Genomic DNA, 25,279 nt, shown 5'->3' on the forward strand with positions numbered 1-25,279 from the left:
GTCTGCAGCACACAAACCTGACCGGCACATGCTCCCTAAAACCCGATATGCAGCAAGCTGTAGGCAGCCACCAGCGTCATCACCAATGCGCTGCCATAGCACACCAATTTGGAAGGCGTGCCATGCGGAATGCCAACGTCATGCAGGCTGTGAAAGATGCGGTGCGCGGCATGCCAGGCAAACAGCACGATGACCACAAAAACAAAACCCTTGCCGACGAAGTTCTGCGCAAAAGCCAGCGTGCGCGAATAACTCATGAAGTCGGTCTTCAATCCGACTCCCAGTGGCGCGGCCAGACCGGTGATGAAGATCAGCGCCGTGCCCAGCAAGGCCGAGAGCATGCCGCCTGCGCCAAACATCAGCCAGAAAAACGGTGCGTTGGAACGTTTCATGATTGGCTCCACACTGCCAGCAGCAGCACAACAATCGTCACCACCACGGCAGCGGTCCAGCCGCTGCGCTGGATGCGCTCTGCGGAGACCCGCTCGCCACCCACCACGATAGGCGCCATGGTCTTGGGCATGATTTCAAACCAACTGTAGGCATGCAGCACCATGCAGACCAGCAGCACCAGATGCAGCACGATGGACATGGGCGACTGCAAGGCCAGCAACCAGCCATTCCAAGCGGCCTCGCCTTGCGCCAGCCGGACCACCCCCACGGTCAAGATGAGCGCATACACCCACACGCCCACTGCGGTGACCTCACGCGCCATGTAGCGCACGAAGAAAGGATTGCGCCTCCACCAGCCCTCCATGGGGCGCACATAAGGCGGATTGCGGCGAACGCCGCCGCTGTTGGATTCGGGCTTCATGCTGGTTCTCCTTTCTTGGGGAGGAAACGGATGAAGTAGTCCAGGGCACTGTTCACCTTGTTCTGGTTAACGGCATTGGCAGGGTCCACGCCTTTGGGGCAAACCTCGGAGCAGTAGCCCACCGCAGTGCAACTCCAGACTCCTTCTTCCGCATTCAATATTTCCATGCGCTGTGCGCGCCCGCCATCGCGCGAGTCAGCGTTGTAGCGATGCAGCAGGGCCAACACGCCGGGTCCGGTGAAGTCGGGGTTCAAGCCGAACTGCGGGCAGGCGGCATAGCACAGCATGCAGTTGATGCAAGAGCTGAACTGCTCGAACTTCTCCAGTTGCGCGGGCGTTTGCAGATACTCACCTTGGGCCAGGGTACGCTCTTCCTTGGGGATGATGTAGGGCTTGATGCTTTCGAGCTTCTTCACGAAAGGCTCTACGCTCACGATCAGGTCGCGCTCGATGGGCAGATGCGCCAGTGCTTCCACCCGCACCGGCCCCGGCAAAAGATCGCGTAAGAAGGTCTGGCACGACAGGCTGGGCTTGGAGTTGATCATCATGCCGCAGCTGCCGCAGATCGCCATGCGGCAGGACCAGCGAAAGCTCACCGTGCCGTCAATCTCGTCCTTGATGTGCTGCAGTCCCTGCAGCACCGACATGTCTTCGGTGAACGGCACCTGGTAGCTCTGCCACACCGGAACGGATTCCTGCTCGGGGCGGTAGCGCAGTACCTGAATCTCTATGATTTTGCTGGGCTCAGCCATTTGACTTCTCCTTGGCATGCTGCTCGGCATCTGCCTTCTCTCCGGCTGCACCATAGGCACGGGTACCGGGTTGCGAGCTGGTGATCTTGACGGGACCGTAGGCTATGCGCGGCGGTCCGTCGCCCTGGTAGTAGGCCAGCGAATGCTGCAGGAAGTTGACGTCGTCCCGTACCTCAAAACCGTCCAGCCGCTGGTGCGAGCCGCGCGATTCACGTCGGTTGAGCGCCGAATGGGCCATGGCCTCGGCCACTTCCAGCAGATAGCCCAGTTCGATGGCCAGCAGCCAGTCGGTGTTCCAGCCTTGCGACGTGTCGTCCAGTTTGATGTTCTTGTAACGCTGGCGCAGCTCGGCCAGCTTGTCACAGGTCTTCTGCATGGTGGACTCCATGCGGTAGATGCCGCAACCGTCTTCCATGGTCTGCGCCATTTCACGGCGGATGGTGGCCACGCGTTCAGTCCCCGTGCGGCGCGTGCGCAGTGCCTCGGCACTGGCTTGTGCGTCGTTGGCCTGCTCTAGCAAGCGTGCGACCGGTGCGCCCTGCTTGCCCTGTTCCTTGGCAAAACGCACGGCCTGCTCGCCAGCAATCTTTCCAAACACGATCAACTCCGTTAGTGAGTTGGAGCCCAGGCGGTTGGCACCGTGTATGCCCACGCTGGAGCATTCGCCCACCGAATACAGCCCCGGCAAAGTGGCCGCCGTATTGCCGTCGGCAATGATGCCGCCCATGGTGTAGTGCACGGCAGGCAACACGGGAATCGGTTCCTTGGCCGGGTCCACACCCAGGTATTCCACCGCCAGCTCATAGATTTGCGGCAGGCGCTCACGCAATTTCTTCTCGCCCAGATGGCGCAGATCCAGATGCACCACTTCACCGTGGCGTGTGGTCACGGTGCGGCCTTTTTGTTTCTCGTGCCAGAAGGCCTGGCTCAGGCGGTCACGCGGGCCCAGCTCCATGGCCTTGTTGCGCGGCTCCGGCGTGGCCGGTCCCAGGCCATAGTCCTGCAGGTAGCGGTAGCCGTCCTTGTTGAGCAGAAAGCCGCCCTCGCCCCGGCAAGCTTCGGTAAACAGCAGCCCGGTGCCGGGCATGCAGGTTGGGTGATACTGGACAAACTCCATATCGCGCAACGGCACGCCGTGGCGGTAGGCCAGCGCCATGCCGTCACCGGTGACGATGCCGCCGTTGGTGTTCTCGCGGAACACGCGGCCCGCACCGCCGGTGGCGATGATGACCGCCTTGGCTTGAATCAGGGTGAACTCGCCGGTCGCGATGTTGATGACCACCGCGCCCTGCACACGGCCTTCGTCCTGCACCAGATCCACACAGAAATATTCGTCAAAACGCTGGATGGACGGGTACTTGATGGAAGTCTGGAACAAGGTGTGCAGCATATGAAAGCCGGTCTTGTCCGCGGCAAACCAGGTGCGCTCGATCTTCATGCCGCCAAAGGCGCGCACGTTCACATGGCCGTCTGGGCGCCGGCTCCAGGGACAGCCCCAGTGCTCCATCTGCACCATGGCGTCATGGGCCTGCGCCACAAAGGACTCAACCACATCTTGCTCGCACAGCCAGTCGCCTCCGGCTACTGTGTCGTGAAAGTGCGCCTCCAGACTGTCATGCGCCTGCGTGACCGCTGCGGCACCGCCTTCTGCAGCCACTGTGTGGCTGCGCATGGGATAGACCTTGGATACCAGGGCCACGCGCAGCGTGGGATCGGCTTCGGCCACGGCAATGGCCGCTCTCAGCCCGCCACCTCCTGCGCCAATGATGGCGACGTCTGCCTGTACTACTTGCATTCGATTCCCCTTCGATGTGCGGCTAGCACTGTGGGGTAACTCTACGCCTGTGCGTTATTCAATGACTGACCTAAGTCAAGAGCCAGTCAACTAGACGCCTGCGGTAACGCCCTGCTCTGCACCGCACACAGTTGCATGGCGGTTCTGAAATCCAGCAGCTGAAGCGAGCGCCCGATGGCGTCGACTGCATCGGGGTCCAGCGCCTCCAAGGCATCACCACGCTGGGCGAATTGTTCCAATGCGTCCAGGTCGCTCCTGGCCATCAAGGCACACAGAGAGCGCAGGAAAACTTGCGCAGTAGCCCACTGCTGCGCACTCGCAGCCGGGTGGGCACGCGATGCAGGTGCGGGCGAAGCTACAGACGAAACAACGGCGGCATCCAGCTGCTGCAGAACCCGTTCAGCGGCCATTCGGGTGGCCTGCACCAGGGTCGCCAGCGCGGGCAGGTGGTCCAGCGCCTCGTCTGCCTTCGTGCATTGCTTGAACCGTGCTTCCAGGCCCGCCACATGGTCCGACAAGGGCTGCGCCCCCAGCGTGGCGGCTACGCCTTTGAGTGAATGCATCTGGGCCACGAGTGACGGCATGTCGTGCTGTAGCACGGCCTGACGATAATGCGCATCCACCAGGTCCAGCGCTTTCACGAATTCCGGCACCAGCCCGAGATACACGTCCTGCATGCCGGAAAGCCGATCCACGGCGGTCTTCACGTCGAGGTAGGGACTGGAAAATTCCACTTCGCTATCGACCACACTATTGAATTCAGCCGGCGCTCTGCCGGTCACTTGCAGCAGCACCGTCACCAGGTGCTGCGTATCAAAGGGCTTTCCCACATGCTCGTTCATGCCGGCCGCCAGACAGGCTGCCCGGTCGCTGGCCATGGCGTTGGCGGTCATCGCCACGATAGGTAGTGCGGTCAAGCCCAACTCCTGACGGATCTTGCGGGTGGCACCATAACCGTCGAGCACGGGCATCTGGATATCCATCAGGACGACATCAAACGCCGGCTCGGACGTCCGTACTGCATCCACACCCAGCTGACCGTTGGCAGCAAGCGAGACCGATGCCCCCTCTGCGTGCAGCAGCTCCTCAGCAACCTGCTGGTTGATCAGGTTGTCCTCCACGACCAGGATACGCATGCCCGCCAGTGGGCAGTTGCCGTTGCGGGTCTGCAGCACGCGGGTATCAGCGGGAAGACGCCCCAGCGCAGCGTCCTGCAATGCCCTGGGAGTCACAGGCTTGAACAGCAGGCACTCGACCAGGGCCTGCTCCTGCTGCGGACGCACGGCGAGCGTGTCGCGGGAATTGGCCGTCAGCATCACGATGCGCGGGCGCTGCATGGCGGTTTGGGGCAGTGCCCGGATTCGTCTTGCCGCTTCCCAGCCGTCCATGCCGGGCATCTGCCAATCCAGCAGGATGACATCCCAACCCGAAGGCTCACCTTGCGCATTGCTCTGCAGCCGCTGCAGCGCCTGTTCCCCGCCAGCTACCGATTCGGTGTGCCATCCCCAGGCACGCGTCAGGTTGCCAATCACATCGCGCGCCGCCGCGTGGTCATCCACGATGAGCACACGCAGCGGCCGCTTGGACAGCTGGGCCCCAAGCACCAGCGTGTCGCCACGCCCTGTGCGCGACAGGGGAAGCGTGAAGCGGAATGTGCTGCCCTGCCCCGGTGTGCTCTGAAGACGCAATTCCGCGCCCATCAGCGCCACCAGCCGCCGACAAATAGCCAGACCGAGGCCAGTGCCGCCAAAGCGCCTGGTCGTGGTGGATTCAGCCTGCGAAAAGCCGGTAAATACATGCTCCTGCTTGTCCGGCGGAATGCCGATGCCGGTGTCCATCACCGCAAACTCGACTCCCTGACCCGCGTCTGCCGACTGCGTGGGAACGACACGGATGCGCAAGACCACCTGACCTTCTTCCGTGAACTTGATGGCGTTGCCCAGCAGATTGAGAAGTACCTGTTGCAGCCGCAACCCATCCGCCACCACTTCGGCCGGCACATCGGCTGCGATGTCGAACAACACCTCGACTGACTTGGTACCAACGCTGGAGGAGGCAATCACCGCAATGTCATCCAGCATGCGCTCCAGCAGCAAAGGCTGCAGATCCAGCTCCATCTTGCCGGCCTCGACCTTGGAGAAATCCAGAATGTCGTTCACCAGTCCCAACAATGAACGGGCAGCGCCCAGCGTCTTTTCGGCATAGTCGCGCTGCGTGGCAGTCAGCTCGGTCTTCTGCAGCAGTGCCAGCAATCCCAGGATGGCATTCATGGGCGTGCGGATCTCGTGGCTCATATTGGCCAGGAACTGGCTCTTGTAGCGGGAGGCCTCCTGCGCTTCTTCGGTAGCGCGCACCATGTCCGTGATGTCGATGCGTATGCCCACAATGTTTCCTTCGGGCGTACGACGGTCTATTACGCGCATGACGCGGCCATCATCCCGTACTTGCACGCGGGTCTCGTCGCCTTGGCGGTGAGCCCTCAGGCGCTCGGCAATCCACTCCTCTTCACGCCCTTGCGATTCGCGGTACAGGCCGCGCCGTGTGCCTTCACGAATCATGTCCTCAAACTTGGCGCCGGGCACCACCACGTCACGCAACTGGGGATAGAGCTGGGTGTACTTGTCATTGCAATACACCAGCGTGTCATCGCTGTCGAACAGGACAAAGGCCTCGTCCACTGCGTCCATCGCACCGCGCAACATCGCGCCGCTGCGCTGGATTTCCGCTTCGGTCTGCTTGCGTGCGGTCAGGTCCCGCAAGAAAGCGAAGTTGTATTCGCGGCCATCAAACACGATGAAATTCAACTCGGCTTCTATGGGCACCACGGCGCCGCTTGCCGTGCGGTGGGTCGTCTCGAACTGCATGTGACCGGCCTTGCGCAAGCGCTTCCAATGCCCCGGCCAGTGCGCTGCGGGCATACTGGGGTTCAGGTCCATCACGGTCATGGACAACATCTGGGCTTCGGTATAACCGTGAAGGTCACAGGTCGCCTGGTTCACCCGCAAAATCTGCCCATCCGAGCCAATCCAGAGTGTGGGAAGCGATGACTTCAGCACCGAGATTTCACTGAGCTGCAACGCGGACTCCGCCTGCATGCGTCTGCGCAACTGCGCCAGCACCACGGTTGTACACACGGCCAGGAACAGCAGTACCGCAAGCACGGCCATGGACTCGTAAAGGGCACGCTTGCGCCAGTGGCTAAGGATTTCTTCCGGTGGGACGGCGAGCGTCACCGCCGATGGGTAATCACGCCAAAGGCCGTAGGCAAACAGGACACAAATCACGACGCCCACCACCAGTGCAAACACTGCAATGGCGCGCTGGAGCGGCCATTTCGGCCAGCGCGTATTGCCCGATTGCCCATGTTTGATCATGAGGGATTCTAGGTGCAGCAATTGCCGTTGCGTATGCCTCGCCCTGCCAATCGCGGTACAAAGTGTCGCTTTCGGCATAGTCAGGCACTGCGGGCATGCAGCAGAATGTGTTTCAGTGAAAGCCAAATACTTTTTTCAGCTGGTTGCCCTGTCCGCGCTGTGGGGGGCATCGTTCATGCTGACACGCATTGCCGCACCTGCGCTTGGCCCCAATCTGGCGGCGGCCCTGCGCATGCTGCTGGCAACGGTCATGCTCAGCCTGATCATGTGGAAACTCAAGACGCCCTGGCCCTGGCGGCACTGGAAGGAACTGATCCTGCTGGGCCTGCTGGCCGTTGCGGGCCCCCACACCTTGTATGCGCGCTCTTCGCTGCAACTGCCTGCGGGATATGGCTCATTGCTGACCGTCACCTCCGTCATGTTCGGCGCCTTCGCGTCGGCTCTGATGAAGGAGGAGCATCTCACCGCGCCCAAGGTTCTGGGAAGCCTGCTGGGCCTGGCAGGCGCTGCGCTACTGGTTCGTTTGGGACCGGTGGAGCCCACGCTGCCTCTGGTTGTGGCGGCGATTACCTGCATGGCCGGAGCCGCCATTTCCGGCATATCCACACCGTTTCTGAAAAGAGCCATTGCCCGTATGGAGCCGCTGCAGATCACTGCTGGCATGCATGCGACTGCGGTGCTGCTGATGGTGCCTGGCGCGGTCTACGACCTTCCCCGCGCCCACTTTGAGTGGCACGCACTGGCCGCAGTGGCAGTGACCGGTATCGTGACTTCCGGCCTGGCCTATTGGATGTACATGCGCATCATGCGCCACGTACCTCCCATGGCAGCACTCAGCTCCACCTTCATGAGCACCGGCTTTGGCGTGCTGTGGGCGGTGCTGCTGCTGAGCGAGCCCACCGGCCTTGCCATGGCCATGGGTGGTGCGCTCATCCTGCTGGCCTGCCTGCTGGTCATGGGACTCAACCCCCTGCAATGGCGACTGCAGGGGCTGCTGGAAAAGCTCTGAGGCGAGCGCTTTTTCAATGCTGCGTGCGTTGACCCACGCCCAGCGCCACCACCACACTGAGCATTAAAACCACAGCGGCCCCCAGCAATGTGGCGCCGTAGTGACCATGGTCCATCAGTGCGCCAAAGAGCAACGGTGAGATTGCGAATCCGGTGTCCAGGCCGGAATAGACCAGGCCATACACGCGCCCCGTCGCACCTTTGGGCGTTGCCTTCTTGATCATCATGTCGCGCGACGGGTTGCCAATGCCGATGGCAAAACCGGTGGACGCCAGTATCACCATGGCAGCCTGGGAGCCCAGCCAACCGGTGCCGCACAAGGCCAGAAGTATGGCCCCGACGGCCATGCACAAGGCAACGACACGGTCACTGTTGACGTTGCGCGCCGCCACAAAGCCTCCCACAAAGACGCCCACAGCACCGGCCAACATGTAGGCAGTAATGGTCATGGTGGCGGCCTCAAAATCAACGCCGTACATGGCCTTGAGAATGGACACGGCAAAACCCTGCACAACGGCCAGGGTCATGGTGGAGAGCAGGAAGAAGGCGAAACACCACCACACCACCGGCAGCTTCATGAAGGCCATGGCATGTTCGGTCTTGACCGACGGGTCGGCCACATGCGGCTTGTGCACCACCTGGGTGCTAAGTTTGTCGCGCTGCAGAACGAGCAGAATCAGAATCAGCACATACATCAGCGCCGCCGCCACGTAGGCGTTGCGCCAGCCGAATCCAGCCGTGATGCCAGCCATGAAGACGGGCGCGGCTGCCCAGCCCAGATTGCCGGTAAGGCCATGGGCGCTGAAGGCATATCCCAGGCGCGGCTGCGACACCCGCTGGTTCAGGATGGTGAAGTCCACCGGATGGAAAGTCGCATTGCCCGCACCGGCCAGCGTGGCAACGGCAATCAAGCCGGCGTAGCCGTTGACCATGGACGCAGCCAGACAGGTGAGAACAAAGATCACCATCGCGGCAAACAGCAGTGGCCTGGCGCCCAGCCGGTCCACCACAAAACCGGCACAGGCCTGGCCAACACCGGAGACAATGAAAAACACGGTCATCAACAACCCGACCTGCGAGAAGTTGAGGCCGAACTCTTTCATGAAGACCGGAAACATCAGCGGCAGGATCAGATGGCTGAAATGCGAGCTGGCGTGCGCCAGACCGACCAGGCCAATGACAGTGGCGTCCTGACGCAGAGGCGCGGCAGTGGAAAGGGAAGCGGCGGATGCAGAGGTCATGCGCGCATCTTAGACGCCCACGCATTCCCCTGTCCGCCGCTAAGTCACCGCCAGGACAGTGACTCGCCCTACCGGTTCAGGCTTCAGCTGAAGCTGAACTGGCCCGGTGACTGAATCGGGTCGACCCCCACGCTGATCGTTGCCTTGGGCGCAAAGCGGCCTTCCAGCAGCAGCTTGGACAGCGGGTTCTCGATGCGCTGCTGGATAGCCCGCTTCAATGGTCGAGCCCCGAACACCGGATCGAAACCCACCTTAGCCAGCTCGGCCACAGCGGCGTCCGACACTTCCAGTGTCAGGTCCATCTTGGACAGACGTGCCATCAGCACCTGCAACTGGATCTTGGCGATCGACGCGATGTGCTGCGCATCCAGCGCATGGAACACCACGGTCTCATCAATGCGGTTGAGGAACTCGGGACGGAAGTGGTTCTTCAGCTCGCCGGTCACAGCCTCCTTGATGTCTTCGCTGTCCTGGCCCACCATGCTCTGGATCAGATGCGAGCCGATGTTGCTGGTCATCACGATGATGGTGTTCTTGAAGTCCACGGTACGGCCCTGGCCATCGGTCAGACGGCCATCGTCGAGCACTTGCAACAGCACGTTGAACACGTCCGGATGGGCCTTCTCCACTTCGTCGAGCAGCAGCACTGCATAGGGTTTGCGACGCACGGCTTCCGTCAGGTAGCCGCCCTCTTCGTAACCCACGTAGCCCGGAGGCGCACCGATCAAGCGTGCGACCGAGTGTTTCTCCATGAACTCGCTCATGTCGATGCGGATCAGATGGTCTTCGCTGTCAAACAGGAAGCCCGCCAGCGCCTTGCACAGTTCGGTCTTGCCCACACCGGTGGGGCCCAGAAACAGGAAAGAGCCGGTGGGGCGGTTCGGGTCGGACAGACCCGAGCGCGAACGGCGGATGGCGTTGGCAATGGCCGAGATGGCCTCTTCCTGCCCCACCACGCGCCGGTGCAGCTTGTCTTCCATCTGCAGCAGTTTGTCCTTCTCGCCCTGCATCATCTTGGAAACGGGAATGCCCGTGGCACGGCTCACCACCTCGGCAATTTCCTCGGCGCCCACCTGGGTACGCAGCAATTGCGGTCCGGTGCCTTCCTTGCCTTTGGCTCTGGCCTTGCCGGATTCGTTTTCCTGCGCTTCTTTCAGGCGTTTTTCCAACTCGGGAAGCTTGCCGTATTGCAACTCGGCCACCTTGGCCAGATCGCCCTTGCGGGTCAGTGCTTCGATCTGCTGGCGCAGCTTGTCAATTTCTTCCCGCACATTGGCGCTGCCTTGTGCCGTGGCTTTCTCTGCCTTCCAGATTTCCTCCAGATCGGCGATTTCCTTTTGCAGGCTCTTGATCTCTTCATCGATCAGCTTGAGGCGCTGGATTGACGCTTCGTCCTTTTCCTTCTTCACGGCTTCGCGTTCGATCTGCAACTGGATCAGTCGACGGTCCAGCTTGTCCATGACCTCGGGCTTGGAGTCCAGCTCGATCTTGATCTTGGAGGCTGCCTCGTCGATCAGGTCGATGGCCTTGTCCGGCAGGAAACGGTCGGTGATGTAGCGATTGGACAGCTCGGCGGCGGCCACGATGGCCGGGTCGGTGATGTCCACTCCATGGTGCACCTCGTAGCGCTCCTTGAGGCCACGCAAGATGGCGATGGTGGCCTCGACCGTGGGTTCACCCACCAGGATTTTCTGGAAGCGGCGCTCCAGCGCAGCGTCCTTCTCGATGTATTTGCGGTATTCGTCCAGCGTGGTGGCACCCACGCAGTGCAACTCGCCGCGGGCCAGCGCGGGCTTGAGCATGTTGCCCGCGTCCATGGCGCCCTCAGCCTTGCCAGCGCCCACCATGGTGTGCAGTTCGTCAATGAACACAATGGTCTGGCCGCCATCCTTGGCCAGATCCTTGAGTACGTTCTTCAACCGCTCTTCAAACTCACCGCGGAACTTGGCACCCGCCAGCAGGGATGCCATGTCCAGCGACAGCACGCGCTTGCCCTTCAGAGAGTCCGGCACTTCGCCGGCCACGATACGCTGTGCCAGGCCTTCCACGATGGCGGTCTTGCCCACGCCGGGCTCACCAATCAGAACCGGGTTGTTCTTGGTACGGCGCTGCAGCACCTGGATGGCACGGCGGATCTCGTCATCGCGACCGATCACCGGGTCCAGCTTGCCCTGACGGGCGCGTTCAGTCAGGTCGATGCAGTACTTCTTGAGCGACTCGCGTTGGTCTTCTGCATCGGCGCTGTCCACGTTCTGTCCACCACGCACGGCATCAATGGCGGCTTCCAGGCTCTTGCGGGTCAGGCCATTGGCGCGTGCCAAGTTGCCGACATCCCCCTTGTGGTCGGCCATGGCCAGCAGAAACAGTTCGCTGGCAACGAACTGATCGCCCCGCTTGATGGACTCCTTCTCGGCTGCCTGCAGCAAAGTAACAGTGTCACGCCCCACCTGCACCTGTTCTTGACCCTGCACTGTGGGCAGCTTCTTGACAGCGGCTTCAGCTGCTGCCAGCAGGTTGTTGACATTGACGCCTGCACGTTGCAAAAGTGCCTTGGGGCCGTCCTGCTGCCGCAGCATGGCCACCAGCACGTGGACGGGTTCGATATAGGCATGGTCATTGCCCAATGCCAGAGACTGGGCATCACCCAGGGCTTCCTGAAATTTAGTCGTGAGTTTGTCGGTACGCATGTGAATTCCTTTGACGGTTAGGTCGGTTGCTTCACAGCTTGGGGGCTAGCGGCTTGCTTTTCAAGTGCATTGGGGCACTTAGGTCTGCCAAAGGCTGATTTGCGTCAAAGAACTGTTTTTTGCGCGGGTTGTGCCTTCGTGCCTGGACCAACGACGCCGACAGGTTGATGCGGGGGTAGCGTAGGCCCCAATTTTGCGGCCCAAGGGAACGCATGAGGGGCCTACGCTACCCCCGCATCAACCCACCAAAAGCCAGGCAACTATGCCGCGTTGCCTCCACTGATCCCCCAACGCAACAAAGCCGCGTCATCACTGACCCGTGCATCCACCCAATGGGCACCGTCGGGCGTGGTTTCTTTCTTCCAGAACGGCGCCTGCGTCTTCAGGTAATCCATCAGGAACTCACAGGCCTTGAAGCTCTCGCCCCGGTGCGCCGAGGTGACCGCCACCAGAACAATCTGATCCAGAGGCTGCAGCAGCCCGACCCGGTGCACTACCCGTGCGCCGAAGATGTCAAAACGCTTGTGCGCCTCGTCGATCATGGCTTCGATCGATTTCTCCGTCATCCCAGGGTAATGCTCCAGCTCCATGGACTGCACCGATGGATCGGCATCACCATTGCGATCCCTGACCGTGCCCACAAAACTGCACACCGCCCCGACCCGCTTGTCCAGCGCGCGCAGGCGCGCCACTTCTTCCGACAAATCAAAGTCCTGGGTCTGGATGGATACGCGTGCATGTGTCATGGCGGCATTTTGGCATCAGGCACCGTTGGTTGCACTGCTACACTTCAGTCCATGTTGTTCGCATGTGTTCTTCCCGCCTCCCGCACCATCCAGACGGTTGCGTGCGGAAACACCTGCGTCAGCAAATCCAAGAAGACCAAGCTCATCTGACCGGAGCTTCGGTTCCGTCCTCAGATGAGCGATGGAACCAAACCAGTTGCCCGTATGGGCCCGGTCCCGGATTCAGCGCTTTTTTGCAGGCGGCTTTTGCGGTCATTTTTTGATTGGACAAGGTATGCCGACAGCGCAGACAGTCTCGCCCTCCACAGCCGATTTTTCCGGACTGTGGATTCCTTTGATAACCCCCTTCACCGCCGATACCAGGGCGGTGGACCATGTGGCGCTCAAGCGGCTGCTGGCCCACTACCGCCAGACAGGTATTGCCGGCTATGTGGTCTGCGGCAGCACGGGTGAGGCGGCAGCGCTCAGCAAGCAGGAGCAATGGGAGGTGCTGGAGACGGTCCTGGAACATGCCGATGGGCTCCCCGCCATTCTGGGCTACTCCGGCTACAACCTGCAGGATGCCCTGGCCTTTGTGCGCAAGGCAGCGGACCATCCCCTGCATGGTCTGCTGGTCGCAGCACCCCACTACATCCGCCCCTCACAGGATGGGCTGCTGCATTGGTTTGAGACCATTGCCAGCGCCGCCAGCCAGCCCGTGCTGATCTACGACATTCCCTACCGCACAGGCGTGGAGATGTCCGTACAGACGCTGCAACACTTGGCCCTGCATCCCAATATCCAGGGTATCAAGGACTGCGGTGGCAGCGCCGCCAAGACGCAGCAGCTGATTGCGGATGGCCAGCTGCAAGTGCTGGCCGGTGAGGACCACCAGATTTTCAGCACGGTGGCAGCCGGTGGGCGCGGTGCCATTGCCGCCAGCAGCCATGTGCGCACGGAGGATTTTGCGGCCGTGATCCGTCTGATCAGTAGCGGTGACCTGGCAGAGGCACGGGCGCACTGGAAGCCCTTGGTGCCGCTGGTTTCCGCATTGTTTGCCGAACCCAACCCGGCGTGCATCAAGAGTGCGCTGGCGCAAATGGGGTTGATTGACAACAGCCTGCGCGAACCAATGATGCCGGCTCGACAGGCCTTTGCCATGGATTTATTGGAAAAGCAGTTCGCGACCGCTTAACCGCCCGTGACGGGCGGAAAAAATGCTACTTCGCAGCCTTCGCTGAGGGCTGCGGATTCGCTGCTCATGACCTGGTTGAGCGCCATGCGCACCGCACGCCCGCGCGCAAGCACTTCTGCAAAGGCACCGGGGCGCGCAATCAGCTCGTCGCGCAGCAGTGCCAGCGTGTCAGCCTGCGTCTCCCACGCTTCAGCACCGGTACCCAGAGCCTCTCGAATGGAGGCGAAATAGCGCACAGTGATCTTCATGCAAGCAGGTCCGAAAAAGGCAGGAAACGCACCACATCACCTTTCTGGATAACGTTTGCGCCGGGGTTGTCCAGCAAGCCGTCACCCCACACCGCAGAGGTCAGCACGCCGGAACTCTGGTTGGGAAACAATTCCAGACTGCCTTGGGCACTGCGCCGCACACGCAGGAATTCGCGGCGTTTGTCGGCACGTGGCCAGTCGAAATCGGCCCGAACCAGTTCCACCGTGGGGGCCACGCTCTCAACCCCTTGTAGACGTAGCAGAAAGGGCCGCACCAGCAGCAGGAACGTCACAAAGCTGGACACCGGATTGCCGGGCAGCCCGATAAAGTGCGCTTGCGCCACCCTTCCGTGGGCAAATGGCTTGCCGGGCTTCATGGCGATCTGCATCAGATCCAGGCTACCCAGTTGCAGCACCGCGGGTTTGATGTGGTCCTCTTCTCCAGTGGACACGCCACCGCTGGTCAGCACCAAGTCATGGGAGGCACTGGCCTCGCGCAAAGTGCCTACGGTTGCCTCCAATGTGTCAGGCACGATGCCAAAGTCCGTCACCTCGCAACCCATACGCCGCAGCAGGCTGCTCAGGAAAAACCGGTTGGAGTTGTAGATGGCACCAGGCCTCATGTCCTGTGGCGCTACCGCGCCAGGCATGACCAGTTCATCGCCCGTGGAAAACAGCGCCACACGCGGCTTGCGCACCACGGCAAGACTGTCCATGCCCACGCTGGCGGCCATGCCCTGCGCCGCCGGTCCCAGGCGCTGTCCCTTGGCTAGAACCACGGCGCCACGGGTCACGTCTTCACCCGCTCGCCGAATCCACTGCCCCACCTTTGGGATCGCATTCACCTGCACTTGCGCTGGCGAACCTTCGATGCCCTCAACTGCCGCGCAATCTTCCTGCATGACGATGGAATCAGCGCCCAATGGCACAGGAGCGCCCGTAAATATGCGTGCCACGGTCCCGGGTTGCAAGGGCGATCCAGCGGCCCCTGCCGGGATGCGCTGGGACACCGGCAACACCACTCCAGCCACAGCAATGTCCTGGCACCGCACCGCATAGCCGTCCATGGAGCTGTTGTCCTGCGGCGGAACGTGGAGGGCAGAAACCACCTCCTGCGCCAGCACACGGCCATCGGCCTCCAGCGTTGCGACCCGTTCGGTCTGGGAAATCGGTGTCACCGAGGCCAGCAATTGCGCCAGCGCCTCGTCCAGTGACTTCAGTGGCGCACGCTGCACGGTAGCCATCTTGTCCTGCGTATCAGTAGCCACACTCGCGGGCGATCAGAGCCTTCACCGCATTGGCGTCGGCCGACATGACCTGCACGCGCTTGGGCAACGCCTCAATACCTTCAAAGCCCGCAGGGCGTTGCGGCTCACGGCCCAGCGCTTCCACAATCGTGGATGAGAACTTGATCGGCAATGCCGTTTCCAGAACCACCATGGTCTTGGACGCAGCGCGATTTTCCAGCGCCACCTTGAGTGCATCCGCGGTATGGGGGTCGATCATGAAACCGTGCTGCTCCCACGTTGCGCGGATGGTTTGCAGCCGATCCGCATGCGTGCTCCGGCCGCTGACAAAACCAAAACGGGTGGCGGCTTCTGCGAAACGCGGATCCGCACTCAGATCAAAACGCCCCTGGCTGTTGACGGCGTCGCCAAACAAAGACTTGATACGTGACCCATCGCGCCCCAGCAGGTCGAACACAAAGCGCTCGAAGTTGCTGGCCTTGGAAATATCCATGGAGGGGCTGGAAGTCTCGAAGGTATCGGCGCTGCCCCGCACGCGGTAAACCCCGGTGCGGAAGAATTCGTCGAGCACATCGTTCTCATTCGTGGCGACCACCAGCTTGGCTATGGGCAGGCCCATCATGCGGGCCACATGGCCGGCGCAGACGTTGCCGAAATTGCCGCTGGGCACGCTGAAAGAAACCCGCTCGCTGTTGCTCTCGGTAGCCTGGATGTAGCCAGCAAAGTAGTACACCACCTGAGCCAGCAAGCGCGCCCAGTTGATGGAGTTGACGGTGCCGATCTTGTACTTGCGCTTGAACTCCAGGTCGTTGCTGACCACCTTGACGATGTCCTGGCAATCGTCAAACACGCCTTCAATGGCGATGTTGTAGATGTTGGCGTCCTGCAGACTGAACATCTGCGCCTGCTGGAACGGGCTCATGCGTCCGTGCGGGCTGGTCATGAAGACGCGCACGCCCTTCTTGCCACGCATGGCGTATTCAGCGGCACTTCCCGTGTCTCCGCTGGTCGCACCCAAGATGTTGAGCTCGGCACCACGGCGTGCCAGTTCGTACTCGAACAGGTTGCCCAGCAACTGCATGGCCATGTCCTTGAAGGCCAGCGTGGGGCCATTGGATAATGCCTCGATCCAGAGCCCTTCTTCCACGTGCCGCAACGGCACGATTTCGCCAGTACCAAACACTTCTGCGGTGTAGGTCTTTGCGCACAGGGCTCGCAAGTCGGCAGCGGGGATGTCGTCGATGTACAGCGACAGCACTTCGAATGCCAGCTCTGCATATCCCTGCTTGTGGTACACGGTACGCCAACGGCTGAGCGTTGCGTCGCTGACTTGGGGATACTGTTCCGGCATGTACAGGCCACCGTCCGGCGCCAGGCCTTCCAGCAGGATTTCACAAAAGCGCTTGCGCTCGGTAGACGAAGCCGGAGCGCGCGTGCTGAGGTATTTCATGCCAACTCTTCCTTACGAATGCGGGTAATGGGCTCCAGCACGGTGGGCAGCGCCTGCATGCGGGCCAATGCAGTGTTCATCTGCGCCTCCTGGCAATCGTGTGTGAGGATGATGAGATCGGTCTGGGTGGCGTCCGCCCCCCCCACTTCGTCGGCCTCACGCTGCAGCACCGCGTCAATGCTGATGCCGGAGTCGGCCAGAATGCCGGTCACCTTGGCCAGCACGCCGGCCTGATCGGCCACGCGCAGGCGCAGGTAGTAACTCGTCACCACTTCGGTCATGGGCAATATGGGCGTGTCGCTCATGGCATTCGGTTGGAATGCCAGGTGGGGCACGCGATGCGCGGAATCGGCCGTATGCAGGCGTGTGATGTCCACCAGATCAGCAATCACGGCGCTCGCGGTGGGCTCCGAACCCGCACCCTTGCCGTAGTACAGCGTGGTACCGACTGCATCGCCCTGCACCACCACGGCGTTCATGGCGCCTTCCACATTGGCGATCAGGCGTTTGGCAGGAACCAGACTGGGGTGTACACGCAATTCAATACCGTCGGCGCGGCGCTTGGCTATGCCCAGCAACTTGATGCGATAGCCCAGTTGTTCGGCGTATTTGATGTCCTGCGAAGAGAGCTTGGTAATACCCTCCACATAAGCTTTGTCAAACTGCACCGGAATACCAAACGCGATGGCCGACATGATGGTGGCCTTGTGCGCGGCATCGATGCCTTCAATGTCGAACGTGGGGTCAGCCTCGGCATAGCCCAGGCGCTGGGCTTCCTTGAGCACCACGCCAAAGTCCAGCCCCTTGTCACGCATTTCGGACAGGATGAAATTGGTGGTGCCGTTGATGATCCCGGCAATCCACTGGATACGGTTGGCTGTCAGACCTTCGCGCAATGCCTTGATGATGGGGATACCGCCAGCGACTGCCGCCTCAAATGCCACCATCACGCCCTTGGCGGATGCAGCTGCAAAAATTTCCGTGCCATGCACTGCCAACAAGGCCTTGTTGGCAGTAACCACATGCTTGCCCGCAGCGATGGCTTCCATTACCAGCGTCTTGGCGATGCCATAGCCGCCAATCAGCTCGATCACGATGTCGATGTCCGGATTGGCGATGACCTTGCGTGCGTCGTTCACCACCTGCACATCCGGACCGACGACGGAACGGGCGCGGGCCTCGTCAAGGTCGGCCACCATGGTGATCTCAATACCGCGGCCAGCACGGCGCTGTATTTCCTGCTGATTGCGTTTAAGCACGTTGAACGTGCCACTGCCTACAACGCCTATGCCCAGAAGGCCTACTTGGATGGGTTTCATGGAATCTAGCTGGTGAAAAAGTGGGAAAGAGTTAGGCGACAGATGCAGCGGTATTGGCCTTGGTGACCAAGCCGTCGGTCCCCATGCGTTTGCGATAGGTTTCCAGGAAACGGGCCAGTCGCCCGATAGCCTCACGCAAATCGTCCTCATGCGGCAGGAACACGATGCGGAAATGATCGGGCGTCGGCCAGTTGAAGCCCGTGCCCTGCACCAGCATCACGCGGGTTGCGCGCAGGACTTCCATGAAGAACTGGCGATCGTCCTCAATGGGGTAGATCTTCGGGTCCAGACGCGGAAACATGTAGAGCGCCGCTGCAGGCTTGACGCACGTGACCCCCGGGATGGCCGTGATCAGCTCATACGCCAGGTCGCGCTGGCGCCGCAGACGCCCGCCTTCCTTCACCAGGTCCTGGATGCTCTGGTAACCACCCAAGGCCGTCTGAATCGCATACTGGCCGGGCACGTTGGAGCCCAGCTTCAGGTTGGCCAGCATGTTCAGCCCTTCAATGAAATCGCTGGCATGCTCCTTGGGGCCAGAAATGACCATCCAGCCGGCACGGTATCCGCAAGAGCGGTAGGCCTTGGAGAGTGAATTGAAGGTCAGGGTCAATACATCGGTGGACAGGCTGCCAATCGCCGTGTGTCGGGCGCCTTCATACAGTACCTTGTCGTATACCTCATCGGCCAGTATCACCAGGCCGAATTCGCGGGCGATGGCAACAATGCCACGCAGCAGTTCATCGCTGTACAACACGCCCGTGGGGTTGTTGGGATTGATGACCACAATGCCCTTGGTGCGCGAGGTGATCTTGGCGCGGATATCGACCAGATCGGGCATCCAGCCATTCTCTTCATCGCACTGGTAGTGCACGGGGATGCCGCCGGAGAGGCTGGTCGCGGCCGTCCACAGCGGATAGTCAGGAGACGGCACCAACAACTCGTCCCCGTCATCCAGCAACGCATTGCAGGCCATGACAATGAGTTCACTGGCGCCATTTCCCAGATAGATATCGTCCAGCGTCACACCCACAATGCCCTGCTGCTGGGTGTAGTGCATGACCGCCTTGCGCGCAGCGAATATGCCTTTGCTGTCGCTGTAACCCGCTGAATTGGGCAGGTTGCGGATCATGTCCTGCTGGATTTCCTCGGGTGCGTCGAACCCAAACGGCGCCAAATTGCCGATGTTGAGCTTGATGATCTTCAGCCCCTCGTCCTCCATCTGGCGCGCCGCGTCCACAATAGGACCACGCACGTCATACAACACATTGGACAATTTCGCGGATTTTCGAATGGGTTTCAAAGTCTCTCCAACAGGGGTGCGGGGCGAAACCTATAATTTGACCACAGTTACTTGCCCGATTTGCCTGCCCTCTTCAAAGGCAACGCCACTTTTCCCATCCCGTCACCCAAACCATGAAACTTTTACCCGACGCCAGCAACCGCCATAGCATTACCGGCTATGGCCCCGGTTGGGTGAGCGTGAATGGGGAGAGGTTCACCAGCAGCCTGTACATCAGTCCGCAGAAAGGGACTTCCATTTGGCAGTGCCCAGGTTTTGACGGGTTGTCGGCCGAGCACTTCGATGTGTTTGCCGACATGCAACCTGAACTGATCGTGTTCGGTAGTGGTGACCGTATCCGGTTCCCGCACCCCCGTTGTCTGCAAAATCTCTACAGGTTGCGAATTGGTGTGGAAACCATGGATACCCAGGCGGCCTGCCGGACATTCAACTTTCTGGCCGGCGAAGGAAGAAGGGTAATCGCGGCACTTTTGGTGTGAATCATTCACGCGCCCAAAGGAAGCGCTGTCAGTTTCAGGGTAAAATCGCAGGTTGTGGCCGAGAGTGATTGACGCTGTCACCTTGTTCGACCTTCACTTTGCCTGACACCTGCACGCGAGATATTTATACCCTTATGGCGATTGTTGTCAATAAACCCCTTCCCGAATTCGAAGCAAATGCAACTGGTGGCGTCAAGGTGACCAACACCTCCCACGCCGGAAAGACGCTGGTTTTGTACTTTTACCCCAAAGACAATACACCCGGCTGCACCACAGAAGCAATGCAATTCCGCGACAAGTACAAGGACTTTGTGAAAGCCGGCGCCACTGTGTTCGGGGTTTCCCGTGACAACATGAAGTCGCACGACGAATTCAAGGCCAAGCTGGAATTGCCTTTTGAGTTGATCGCCGATACAGAAGAAAAAATGTGCCACATGTTTGGTGTGGTCAAGAACAAGATCATGTATGGCAAGAAAGTCAAAGGCATTGAGCGCAGCACGTTCCTGGTGGGCGCGGATGGCCTGCTGAAAGAAGAATGGCGTGGTCTGAAGGTGCCAGGCCACGTAGACGAAGTGCTTAAGTCGGTCAAGATGCTGAACAAAAAAGCCGCCTGAATCGCGGTTTGTTGTTTTGACACACGTCCAGTGGCGGTGTCATCCAGCTTATGCATAATGGGGCACATGCCGTTGATTCCTGCAACCGCGCTCCCTAAAAAAGCCACCTTGGCTCAAGGTGGCTTTTTCACTTCTGCGGCATCTGTTTTTCATCAACCTTCCTTCGCGAGCCACACTACATGCCCTTGCCCCCCGCCCCTTCCAAACGTGCTGACCGCCTGCCTGCCAAAGCTTTTGATGCCTCAGAGCGCACCAGCCGACCGCAACGCAAAGCCGCTACCGCTGCGGCTGCAGAGCCCGTGGGCGTAGTGATTCCCATCATCAAACCAGTGGCCAAGGAGAGCCCGCGGTTCCTCTCGCCTGAACCTGCACCGGCTGAAGCAAAAGCTGCCAAGACAACTGCCGGAAAAACCACTACGACCACGCGCAAGACAAGGCGCACGGAGACGGGTCCGGCCAAACTGTTTGTGCTGGACACCAACGTCTTGCTGCATGACCCGATGTGCCTGTTCCGCTTTGAAGAACACGACATCTACCTGCCCATGATCGTGCTCGAAGAGCTGGATGCGCACAAAAAGGGGATGACGGAAGTTGCGCGCAACGCCCGTCAGACCAGCCGCACGCTCGACACGCTTGCGGGCGCACCTGGCGCCGACATCACGGCTGGCTTCAAACTGGCCAGCACGGGCAATCGTGATGCCCGTGGCAAGCTGCTGTTTCAGACACAGCCGCTGGACTATGCACTGCCTACCAGCCTGCCACAAGGCAAGGCCGACAACCAGATCCTGGGTGTTGTTGAGGCTCTGCGCAAGAAGTTCACCCCGCGTGAAGTCGTTCTGGTTTCCAAGGACATCAACATGCGCGTCAAGGCACGTGCACTGGGTCTGGCAACTGACGACTACCAGAATGACAAGACGCTGGAAGATGGAGACCTGCTGTACTCTGGCGCGCTGGCACTGCCCAGCGACTTCTGGGCAACGCATGGCCAAAGCGTGGAGAGCTGGCAGCAAGGCCAGCACACCTTCTACAAGGTGGACGGTCCTTCAGTGCCCAGCATGATGATCAACCAGTTTGTGTACTTTGAGTCTCCCGGGGAGCCCAGTCTGTATGCGCGTGTGACCGAAATTCGCGGCACCACGGCCGTGCTGAAGACCTTGAAAGACTTCAACCACCTCAAGAATGCGGTGTGGGGTGTCACCACGCGCAACCGCGAGCAGAACTTCGCGATGAATCTGCTGACGGACCCCGAAGTGGACTTCGTGACACTAACCGGCACTGCCGGCACCGGCAAGACATTGATGGCTCTGGCTGCCGGACTGACACAGGTACTGGATGACCGCCGCTATACCGAAATTATCGTCACCCGTGCCACGGTGAGTGTGGGTGAGGACATCGGCTTTCTGCCCGGCACAGAAGAAGAGAAGATGGGCCCCTGGATGGGCGCGCTAGATGACAACCTGGAAGTGTTGGGCAAGACCGATACCAGCGCCGGCGAATGGGGGCGTGCGGCAACCAATGAACTGATCCGCAGCCGCATCAAGATCAAGAGCATGAACTTCATGCGGGGACGCACCTTCCTGAACAAGTACGTGATCATTGACGAAGCGCAGAACCTGACGCCCAAGCAAATGAAAACGTTGATCACCCGTGCCGGCCCCGGCACCAAGATCATCTGCATGGGCAATCTGGCGCAGATTGATACACCCTATCTGACTGAAGGCTCTTCTGGCTTGACGTTTGCCGTGGACCGTTTCAAGGGTTGGCCGCACGGTGGGCACATCACGCTGGCGCGCGGTGAGCGCTCCCGCCTTGCCGACTTTGCCAGCGAAGTGCTTTAAAACAGGTTATGGGCCAGGCGTGGGGGCTCAGTAGTCCCCACCGCCTCCGGCCGCCAGATTCTCGAATTTGGTGATGTGGCGCAGGAATGCGAGCTTGACCGTGCCGGTTGGGCCGTTACGCTGCTTGGCAATGATGACTTCCGCCACACCAGGCTCCTTGCAGGCCTCCTTGGTGTAGTACTCGTCACGGTAAATGAACATGATGATGTCGGCATCCTGCTCGATAGCGCCTGACTCGCGCAAGTCACTCATCATGGGGCGTTTGTCCGGGCGCTGCTCCACACTGCGATTGAGCTGGGATAAAGCAATGACCGGGCACTTGAGCTCGCGCGCCAGCATCTTGAGTCCTCGGGATATTTCGCCGAGCTCGGTTGCACGGTTTTCACTGTCGCTTCCGCCGTTACCACTCATCAGTTGCAAGTAGTCCACCACGATCAACCCCAGCTGACCATATTGGCGCGAAAGACGCCGCGCATTGGCCCGCACCTCACTGGAGTTCAGACCAGGACTCTCATCAATGTGCAGAGAGATGGTGCGCAAGCGTTCGATGGCCTCGGAAAGACGTGGCCACTCCTCGTCAGTCAACTTGCCGGTACGCAAATGCCCCTGGTCGATTCGACCAATGGAGCCAACGATACGAACCGCCAACTGCGCTGCACCCATTTCCATGGAGAACACTGCAACAGGTAGTCCCTCATTGAGTGCCACGTGTTCTGCGATATTGATGGCCAATGCCGTCTTGCCCATGGAGGGACGCGCTGCCAGCACGATCAGATCACCCGGCTGCAAACCAGCCGTCATGCGGTCAAAATCGTAGAAGCCGGTTCGCACTCCCGTCACGTCATTCGGGTTGTCGGCCATTTCCTGCACACGGTCCAGCAAATTGACCACCAGGGATTCCATGGCCTGAAATCCCTGTTTGTTGCGCTTGCCCTGCTCCCCGATGTTGAAGATCTTCTGCTCGGACTCGTCCACGATTTGCGAAACCGCCCTGCCTTGCGGATTGAAGGCGTTGGTGGCGATTTCGTCGCTGGCTGTCACCAGCTTGCGCAATATGGAGCGGTCACGCACGATCTCTGCGTAGCGGCGGATATTGCTGGCGCTGGGTACGTACTGTGCCAACGAATTCAGGTAGGCCAGGCCGCCGGTTTCCTCCGCCTTGCCCTGGCTTTGCAGATGCTCGAAAACGGTGATCACGTCTGCCGGCTTGTTCCCATTCACCAGCACACCGATCGCGGCGTAGATGAGACGGTGCTCATACCGGTAAAAATCACTGTCGGACAAAATGTCGCCCACGCGATCCCACGCCGTGTTATCCAGCAACAGACCGCCCAAAACGCTGGACTCGCCTTCAATGGAGTGCGGTGGAATCCGCAGCTGTGCTACTTGACGGTCCTGTCCGTATTCATCAAACGGGGAAATGACGGCTGACATGAATATTCCTTGTAACCCTTGATGCTACGGTTCTAATCGGCGTGCGTCGAGAGGTTTGGCTGGGTATAACCTAATGGAGATTCTGTGCACAAACTGTGTACATCGGTGGATAAGTCGATCCACAAAAACAAAAGCCGCAGGGCGAGCCCGGCGGCTTTTGTATCAACCGGCCCCACCTGCAAGCAGGCTGAGCTAGTGGTTACGACTTAGGCGGTTTCGCCGTACACAGAAACGGTGATATCTACCACCACGTCCGTGTGCAGAGCCACGCTCACGGTGCTGTCGCCAATGACCTTGATCGGGCCGTTGGGCATACGCACGTGGGACTTGGCAACCTTGTAACCGTTCTTGGACAGCTCCTCAGCGATGTCAAAGTTGGTAACGGAGCCGAAAAGTCGTCCATCCACGCCAGCTTTTTGGGTCAGCTTGATGGCGGTACCTGCCAGCTTTTCACCCAGGGCTTGGGCTTCAGCCAGCTTGGCAGCAGCAGCTTTTTCCAGCTCAGCGCGGCGGGCTTCGAACTCAGTCTTGGCAGCTTCAGTAGCGCGACGAGCACGGCCAGAAGGAATCAGGAAGTTGCGGGCGTAGCCGTCCTTGACCTTGACGATTTCGCCGAGGTTACCGAGGTTCACGACCTTGTCGAGCAGAATGATTTGCATGGGTCGTACTCCTTAGATCTTGTGCTGGTCGCTGTAAGGCAGCAACGCGAGGAAACGCGCGCGCTTGATAGCGGTGTTCAGTTGGCGCTGGAAAATAGCGCGGGTGCCGGTCAGGCGTGCGGGAATGATCTTGCCGTTTTCAGCAATGAAATCACGCAGCGTGTCGATGTCCTTGTAGTCGATCTCTTCGACGCCGGTCACGGTAAAGCGGCAGAAGCGCTTGCGCTTGAACAGCAGCGATTGGGTGTTGCGCTTGGGGCGCTTGTCTTTGTTGAAACGTTTTGGTCCGGGCATGATGGACTCCTAAAAAATTAATCTTGCAAAAAATCTTGAATGTGAAAAACGACTGACTTTCCCTGTCGCGCATTTGCCAAAAAACCCTTGAATTGCCACTGGCTACCAACTGCCTGCTTTGCAAGCCGTTCTGCCAGTGCTCCAAAGGCCACCGCCTTGATGGCGACTTTCACGGTTCTGATTCCACCGGCCTCTTCAACCTGAGACTCATGTTCGAGTCTGCAGTTCAGGGCTGGCAGTCCTGCCGGTGTGTAACGCATGGGTTCGACCTCTGCGATACCGGCACTCAGTTCCAGTGAATTGGCTTGCACTCCTTAACGGGAAAAGAATCGATTTTTCAGGATCAGGCTTGGTACTCGGCTTGTTGGGCCTTACGTGTTTCTTCGCGCTCCACGGTCTTCATCATGGAGGAAGGACCGGTTTCAGCCTTCTTCTTCAGAACCGTCAGGTGACGCAACACGGCATCGTTGAACTTGAACGCATGTTCCAGTTCGGACATCACAGCCTGATCGGCTTCGATGTTGATGCACAGGTAATGGGCCTTGGCCAGCTTGTTGATCATGTAAACCATCTGACGACGGCCCCAGTCTTCAACACGGTGCACCTTGCCACCGCCAGCGGTGATCATGCCCTTGTAACGCTCCAGCATAGCGGGAACTTGTTCGCTCTGATCCGGGTGGATCATGAGGATGATTTCATAATGACGCATTGATACTCCTTGTGGATACCCCGGCATGCGGGTCGGAAAAGCTACCCCCGGCGTCTAAACAGGGTGCAGCAAGGCGAAGCCCACGATTGTAACCCAG

At 59.9% G+C, this 25,279-nt stretch carries 23 protein-coding genes; 5 read left to right on the plus strand and 18 right to left on the minus strand.

The window, feature by feature from the left end; all coding sequences use genetic code 11:
* Nucleotides 1-35: 35 nt before the first annotated feature.
* The 5 genes from frdD to AAGF34_RS21775 form a co-directional block, all read right to left on the minus strand.
* Complete coding sequence (gene frdD / locus AAGF34_RS21755) at nucleotides 36-392, minus strand: fumarate reductase subunit FrdD (protein ID WP_342617796.1); 357 nt, start codon at nucleotides 390-392, stop codon at nucleotides 36-38.
* Entirely contained in the window at nucleotides 389-814 is a 426-nt protein-coding gene (locus AAGF34_RS21760; RefSeq protein WP_342617797.1) for a fumarate reductase subunit C, read from the minus strand. Before AAGF34_RS21760 ends, frdD begins: the two co-directional genes overlap by 4 nt.
* Complete coding sequence (locus AAGF34_RS21765) at nucleotides 811-1,566, minus strand: succinate dehydrogenase/fumarate reductase iron-sulfur subunit (protein WP_342617798.1); 756 nt, start codon at nucleotides 1,564-1,566, stop codon at nucleotides 811-813. The genes AAGF34_RS21760 and AAGF34_RS21765 overlap by 4 nt, the downstream gene beginning before the upstream one ends.
* Nucleotides 1,559-3,361, minus strand: coding sequence for a fumarate reductase (quinol) flavoprotein subunit (gene frdA / locus AAGF34_RS21770; protein ID WP_342617799.1), 1,803 nt, complete (start codon nucleotides 3,359-3,361; stop codon nucleotides 1,559-1,561). Before frdA ends, AAGF34_RS21765 begins: the two co-directional genes overlap by 8 nt.
* 86 nt (nucleotides 3,362-3,447) lie before the next feature.
* Entirely contained in the window at nucleotides 3,448-6,735 is a 3,288-nt protein-coding gene (locus AAGF34_RS21775; protein WP_342617800.1) for a response regulator, read from the minus strand.
* Nucleotides 6,736-6,850: 115 nt separating this feature from the next.
* Here AAGF34_RS21775 and AAGF34_RS21780 point away from each other — a divergent pair, with 115 nt between their 5' ends.
* On the plus strand, nucleotides 6,851-7,744 hold the full coding sequence (locus AAGF34_RS21780) for a DMT family transporter (protein WP_342617801.1): 894 nt from the start codon (nucleotides 6,851-6,853) through the stop codon (nucleotides 7,742-7,744).
* Nucleotides 7,745-7,757: 13 nt separating this feature from the next.
* Here the strand turns inward: AAGF34_RS21780 and AAGF34_RS21785 are convergent, their stop codons facing one another.
* The 3 genes from AAGF34_RS21785 to AAGF34_RS21795 form a co-directional block, all read right to left on the minus strand.
* Nucleotides 7,758-8,984 (minus strand): MFS transporter, encoded by a 1,227-nt coding sequence (locus AAGF34_RS21785; protein ID WP_342617802.1) that lies wholly within the window; start codon nucleotides 8,982-8,984, stop codon nucleotides 7,758-7,760.
* 83 nt (nucleotides 8,985-9,067) lie between these two features.
* Complete coding sequence (gene clpB / locus AAGF34_RS21790; RefSeq protein WP_342617803.1) at nucleotides 9,068-11,671, minus strand: ATP-dependent chaperone ClpB; 2,604 nt, start codon at nucleotides 11,669-11,671, stop codon at nucleotides 9,068-9,070.
* Nucleotides 11,672-11,931: 260 nt separating this feature from the next.
* Entirely contained in the window at nucleotides 11,932-12,417 is a 486-nt protein-coding gene (locus AAGF34_RS21795; protein WP_342617804.1) for a molybdenum cofactor biosynthesis protein MoaE, read from the minus strand.
* Between the two features lie 274 nt (nucleotides 12,418-12,691).
* Between AAGF34_RS21795 and dapA the strand changes: the two genes are divergently transcribed.
* Complete coding sequence (gene dapA, locus AAGF34_RS21800) at nucleotides 12,692-13,591, plus strand: 4-hydroxy-tetrahydrodipicolinate synthase (RefSeq protein WP_342617805.1); 900 nt, start codon at nucleotides 12,692-12,694, stop codon at nucleotides 13,589-13,591.
* On the opposite strand, the gene moaD is transcribed toward dapA, so the two are convergent.
* Genes moaD through AAGF34_RS21825 form a run of 5 tightly spaced genes read right to left on the minus strand, consistent with a single transcriptional unit; the run spans nucleotide 13,588 to nucleotide 19,155 of the window.
* Complete coding sequence (gene moaD, locus AAGF34_RS21805; RefSeq protein ID WP_342617806.1) at nucleotides 13,588-13,839, minus strand: molybdopterin converting factor subunit 1; 252 nt, start codon at nucleotides 13,837-13,839, stop codon at nucleotides 13,588-13,590. The genes dapA and moaD overlap by 4 nt on opposite strands.
* The gene (glp, locus tag AAGF34_RS21810; RefSeq protein WP_342621156.1) at nucleotides 13,836-15,083 is read right to left on the minus strand and encodes a gephyrin-like molybdotransferase Glp; all 1,248 of its coding nucleotides are present in this window, start codon (nucleotides 15,081-15,083) and stop codon (nucleotides 13,836-13,838) included. Before glp ends, moaD begins: the two co-directional genes overlap by 4 nt.
* Nucleotides 15,084-15,096: 13 nt before the next feature.
* Nucleotides 15,097-16,536, minus strand: coding sequence for a threonine synthase (gene thrC, locus AAGF34_RS21815; protein WP_342617807.1), 1,440 nt, complete (start codon nucleotides 16,534-16,536; stop codon nucleotides 15,097-15,099).
* Entirely contained in the window at nucleotides 16,533-17,855 is a 1,323-nt protein-coding gene (locus AAGF34_RS21820; RefSeq protein WP_342617808.1) for a homoserine dehydrogenase, read from the minus strand. Before AAGF34_RS21820 ends, thrC begins: the two co-directional genes overlap by 4 nt.
* Nucleotides 17,856-17,886: 31 nt before the next feature.
* Nucleotides 17,887-19,155 carry a pyridoxal phosphate-dependent aminotransferase gene (locus AAGF34_RS21825; protein WP_342617809.1) on the minus strand — a complete coding sequence of 423 codons (1,269 nt, stop codon included), beginning with the start codon at nucleotides 19,153-19,155 and terminating at the stop codon, nucleotides 17,887-17,889.
* A 113-nt stretch (nucleotides 19,156-19,268) separates the two neighbouring features.
* Here AAGF34_RS21825 and AAGF34_RS21830 point away from each other — a divergent pair, with 113 nt between their 5' ends.
* From AAGF34_RS21830 to AAGF34_RS21840, 3 genes are all read left to right on the plus strand, one after another.
* A complete protein-coding gene (locus AAGF34_RS21830; protein ID WP_342617810.1) occupies nucleotides 19,269-19,634 on the plus strand; it encodes an Mth938-like domain-containing protein in 366 nt (121 codons plus the stop codon).
* A 134-nt stretch (nucleotides 19,635-19,768) separates the two neighbouring features.
* The gene (locus AAGF34_RS21835) at nucleotides 19,769-20,248 is read left to right on the plus strand and encodes a peroxiredoxin (RefSeq protein WP_342621157.1); all 480 of its coding nucleotides are present in this window, start codon (nucleotides 19,769-19,771) and stop codon (nucleotides 20,246-20,248) included.
* Between the two features lie 179 nt (nucleotides 20,249-20,427).
* Nucleotides 20,428-22,086 carry a PhoH family protein gene (locus AAGF34_RS21840; RefSeq protein WP_342617811.1) on the plus strand — a complete coding sequence of 553 codons (1,659 nt, stop codon included), beginning with the start codon at nucleotides 20,428-20,430 and terminating at the stop codon, nucleotides 22,084-22,086.
* A gap of 27 nt (nucleotides 22,087-22,113) precedes the next feature.
* Here the strand turns inward: AAGF34_RS21840 and dnaB are convergent, their stop codons facing one another.
* From dnaB to rpsF, 5 genes are all read right to left on the minus strand, one after another.
* Nucleotides 22,114-23,520: a replicative DNA helicase gene (gene dnaB, locus AAGF34_RS21845; RefSeq protein ID WP_342617812.1), complete on the minus strand. Its 1,407-nt coding sequence runs from the start codon at nucleotides 23,518-23,520 to the stop codon at nucleotides 22,114-22,116.
* Between the two features lie 206 nt (nucleotides 23,521-23,726).
* Complete coding sequence (rplI, locus tag AAGF34_RS21850) at nucleotides 23,727-24,179, minus strand: 50S ribosomal protein L9 (RefSeq protein WP_342617813.1); 453 nt, start codon at nucleotides 24,177-24,179, stop codon at nucleotides 23,727-23,729.
* Between the two features lie 12 nt (nucleotides 24,180-24,191).
* Complete coding sequence (gene rpsR / locus AAGF34_RS21855; protein WP_117173696.1) at nucleotides 24,192-24,473, minus strand: 30S ribosomal protein S18; 282 nt, start codon at nucleotides 24,471-24,473, stop codon at nucleotides 24,192-24,194.
* A gap of 17 nt (nucleotides 24,474-24,490) precedes the next feature.
* Entirely contained in the window at nucleotides 24,491-24,733 is a 243-nt protein-coding gene (gene priB, locus AAGF34_RS21860) for a primosomal replication protein N (RefSeq protein ID WP_342621158.1), read from the minus strand.
* A gap of 83 nt (nucleotides 24,734-24,816) precedes the next feature.
* Nucleotides 24,817-25,182, minus strand: a complete 366-nt coding sequence (gene rpsF, locus AAGF34_RS21865) for a 30S ribosomal protein S6 (RefSeq protein WP_342617814.1) — start codon at nucleotides 25,180-25,182, stop codon at nucleotides 24,817-24,819.
* Nucleotides 25,183-25,279 lie beyond the last annotated feature (97 nt).

The sequence above is a fragment of the Rhodoferax sp. GW822-FHT02A01 genome, assembly GCF_038784515.1.
GTDB lineage: Bacteria > Pseudomonadota > Gammaproteobacteria > Burkholderiales > Burkholderiaceae_C > Allorhodoferax.

Bases quoted from the DNA above. Each gene is read 5' to 3' on its own strand.
- frdD (WP_342617796.1), bottom strand. From the start codon at position 392: ATGAAACGTTCCAACGCACCGTTTTTCTGGCTGATGTTTGGCGCAGGC.
- AAGF34_RS21760 (WP_342617797.1), bottom strand. From the start codon at position 814: ATGAAGCCCGAATCCAACAGCGGCGGCGTTCGCCGCAATCCGCCTTAT.
- AAGF34_RS21765 (WP_342617798.1), bottom strand. From the start codon at position 1,566: ATGGCTGAGCCCAGCAAAATCATAGAGATTCAGGTACTGCGCTACCGC.
- frdA (WP_342617799.1), bottom strand. From the start codon at position 3,361: ATGCAAGTAGTACAGGCAGACGTCGCCATCATTGGCGCAGGAGGTGGC.
- AAGF34_RS21775 (WP_342617800.1), bottom strand. From the start codon at position 6,735: ATGATCAAACATGGGCAATCGGGCAATACGCGCTGGCCGAAATGGCCG.
- AAGF34_RS21785 (WP_342617802.1), bottom strand. From the start codon at position 8,984: ATGACCTCTGCATCCGCCGCTTCCCTTTCCACTGCCGCGCCTCTGCGT.
- clpB (WP_342617803.1), bottom strand. From the start codon at position 11,671: ATGCGTACCGACAAACTCACGACTAAATTTCAGGAAGCCCTGGGTGAT.
- AAGF34_RS21795 (WP_342617804.1), bottom strand. From the start codon at position 12,417: ATGACACATGCACGCGTATCCATCCAGACCCAGGACTTTGATTTGTCG.
- dapA (WP_342617805.1), top strand. From the start codon at position 12,692: ATGCCGACAGCGCAGACAGTCTCGCCCTCCACAGCCGATTTTTCCGGA.
- moaD (WP_342617806.1), bottom strand. From the start codon at position 13,839: ATGAAGATCACTGTGCGCTATTTCGCCTCCATTCGAGAGGCTCTGGGT.
- glp (WP_342621156.1), bottom strand. From the start codon at position 15,083: ATGGCTACCGTGCAGCGTGCGCCACTGAAGTCACTGGACGAGGCGCTG.
- thrC (WP_342617807.1), bottom strand. From the start codon at position 16,536: ATGAAATACCTCAGCACGCGCGCTCCGGCTTCGTCTACCGAGCGCAAG.
- AAGF34_RS21820 (WP_342617808.1), bottom strand. From the start codon at position 17,855: ATGAAACCCATCCAAGTAGGCCTTCTGGGCATAGGCGTTGTAGGCAGT.
- AAGF34_RS21830 (WP_342617810.1), top strand. From the start codon at position 19,269: ATGAAACTTTTACCCGACGCCAGCAACCGCCATAGCATTACCGGCTAT.
- AAGF34_RS21835 (WP_342621157.1), top strand. From the start codon at position 19,769: ATGGCGATTGTTGTCAATAAACCCCTTCCCGAATTCGAAGCAAATGCA.
- AAGF34_RS21840 (WP_342617811.1), top strand. From the start codon at position 20,428: ATGCCCTTGCCCCCCGCCCCTTCCAAACGTGCTGACCGCCTGCCTGCC.
- dnaB (WP_342617812.1), bottom strand. From the start codon at position 23,520: ATGTCAGCCGTCATTTCCCCGTTTGATGAATACGGACAGGACCGTCAA.
- rplI (WP_342617813.1), bottom strand. From the start codon at position 24,179: ATGCAAATCATTCTGCTCGACAAGGTCGTGAACCTCGGTAACCTCGGC.
- rpsR (WP_117173696.1), bottom strand. From the start codon at position 24,473: ATGCCCGGACCAAAACGTTTCAACAAAGACAAGCGCCCCAAGCGCAAC.
- priB (WP_342621158.1), bottom strand. From the start codon at position 24,733: ATGCGTTACACACCGGCAGGACTGCCAGCCCTGAACTGCAGACTCGAA.
- rpsF (WP_342617814.1), bottom strand. From the start codon at position 25,182: ATGCGTCATTATGAAATCATCCTCATGATCCACCCGGATCAGAGCGAA.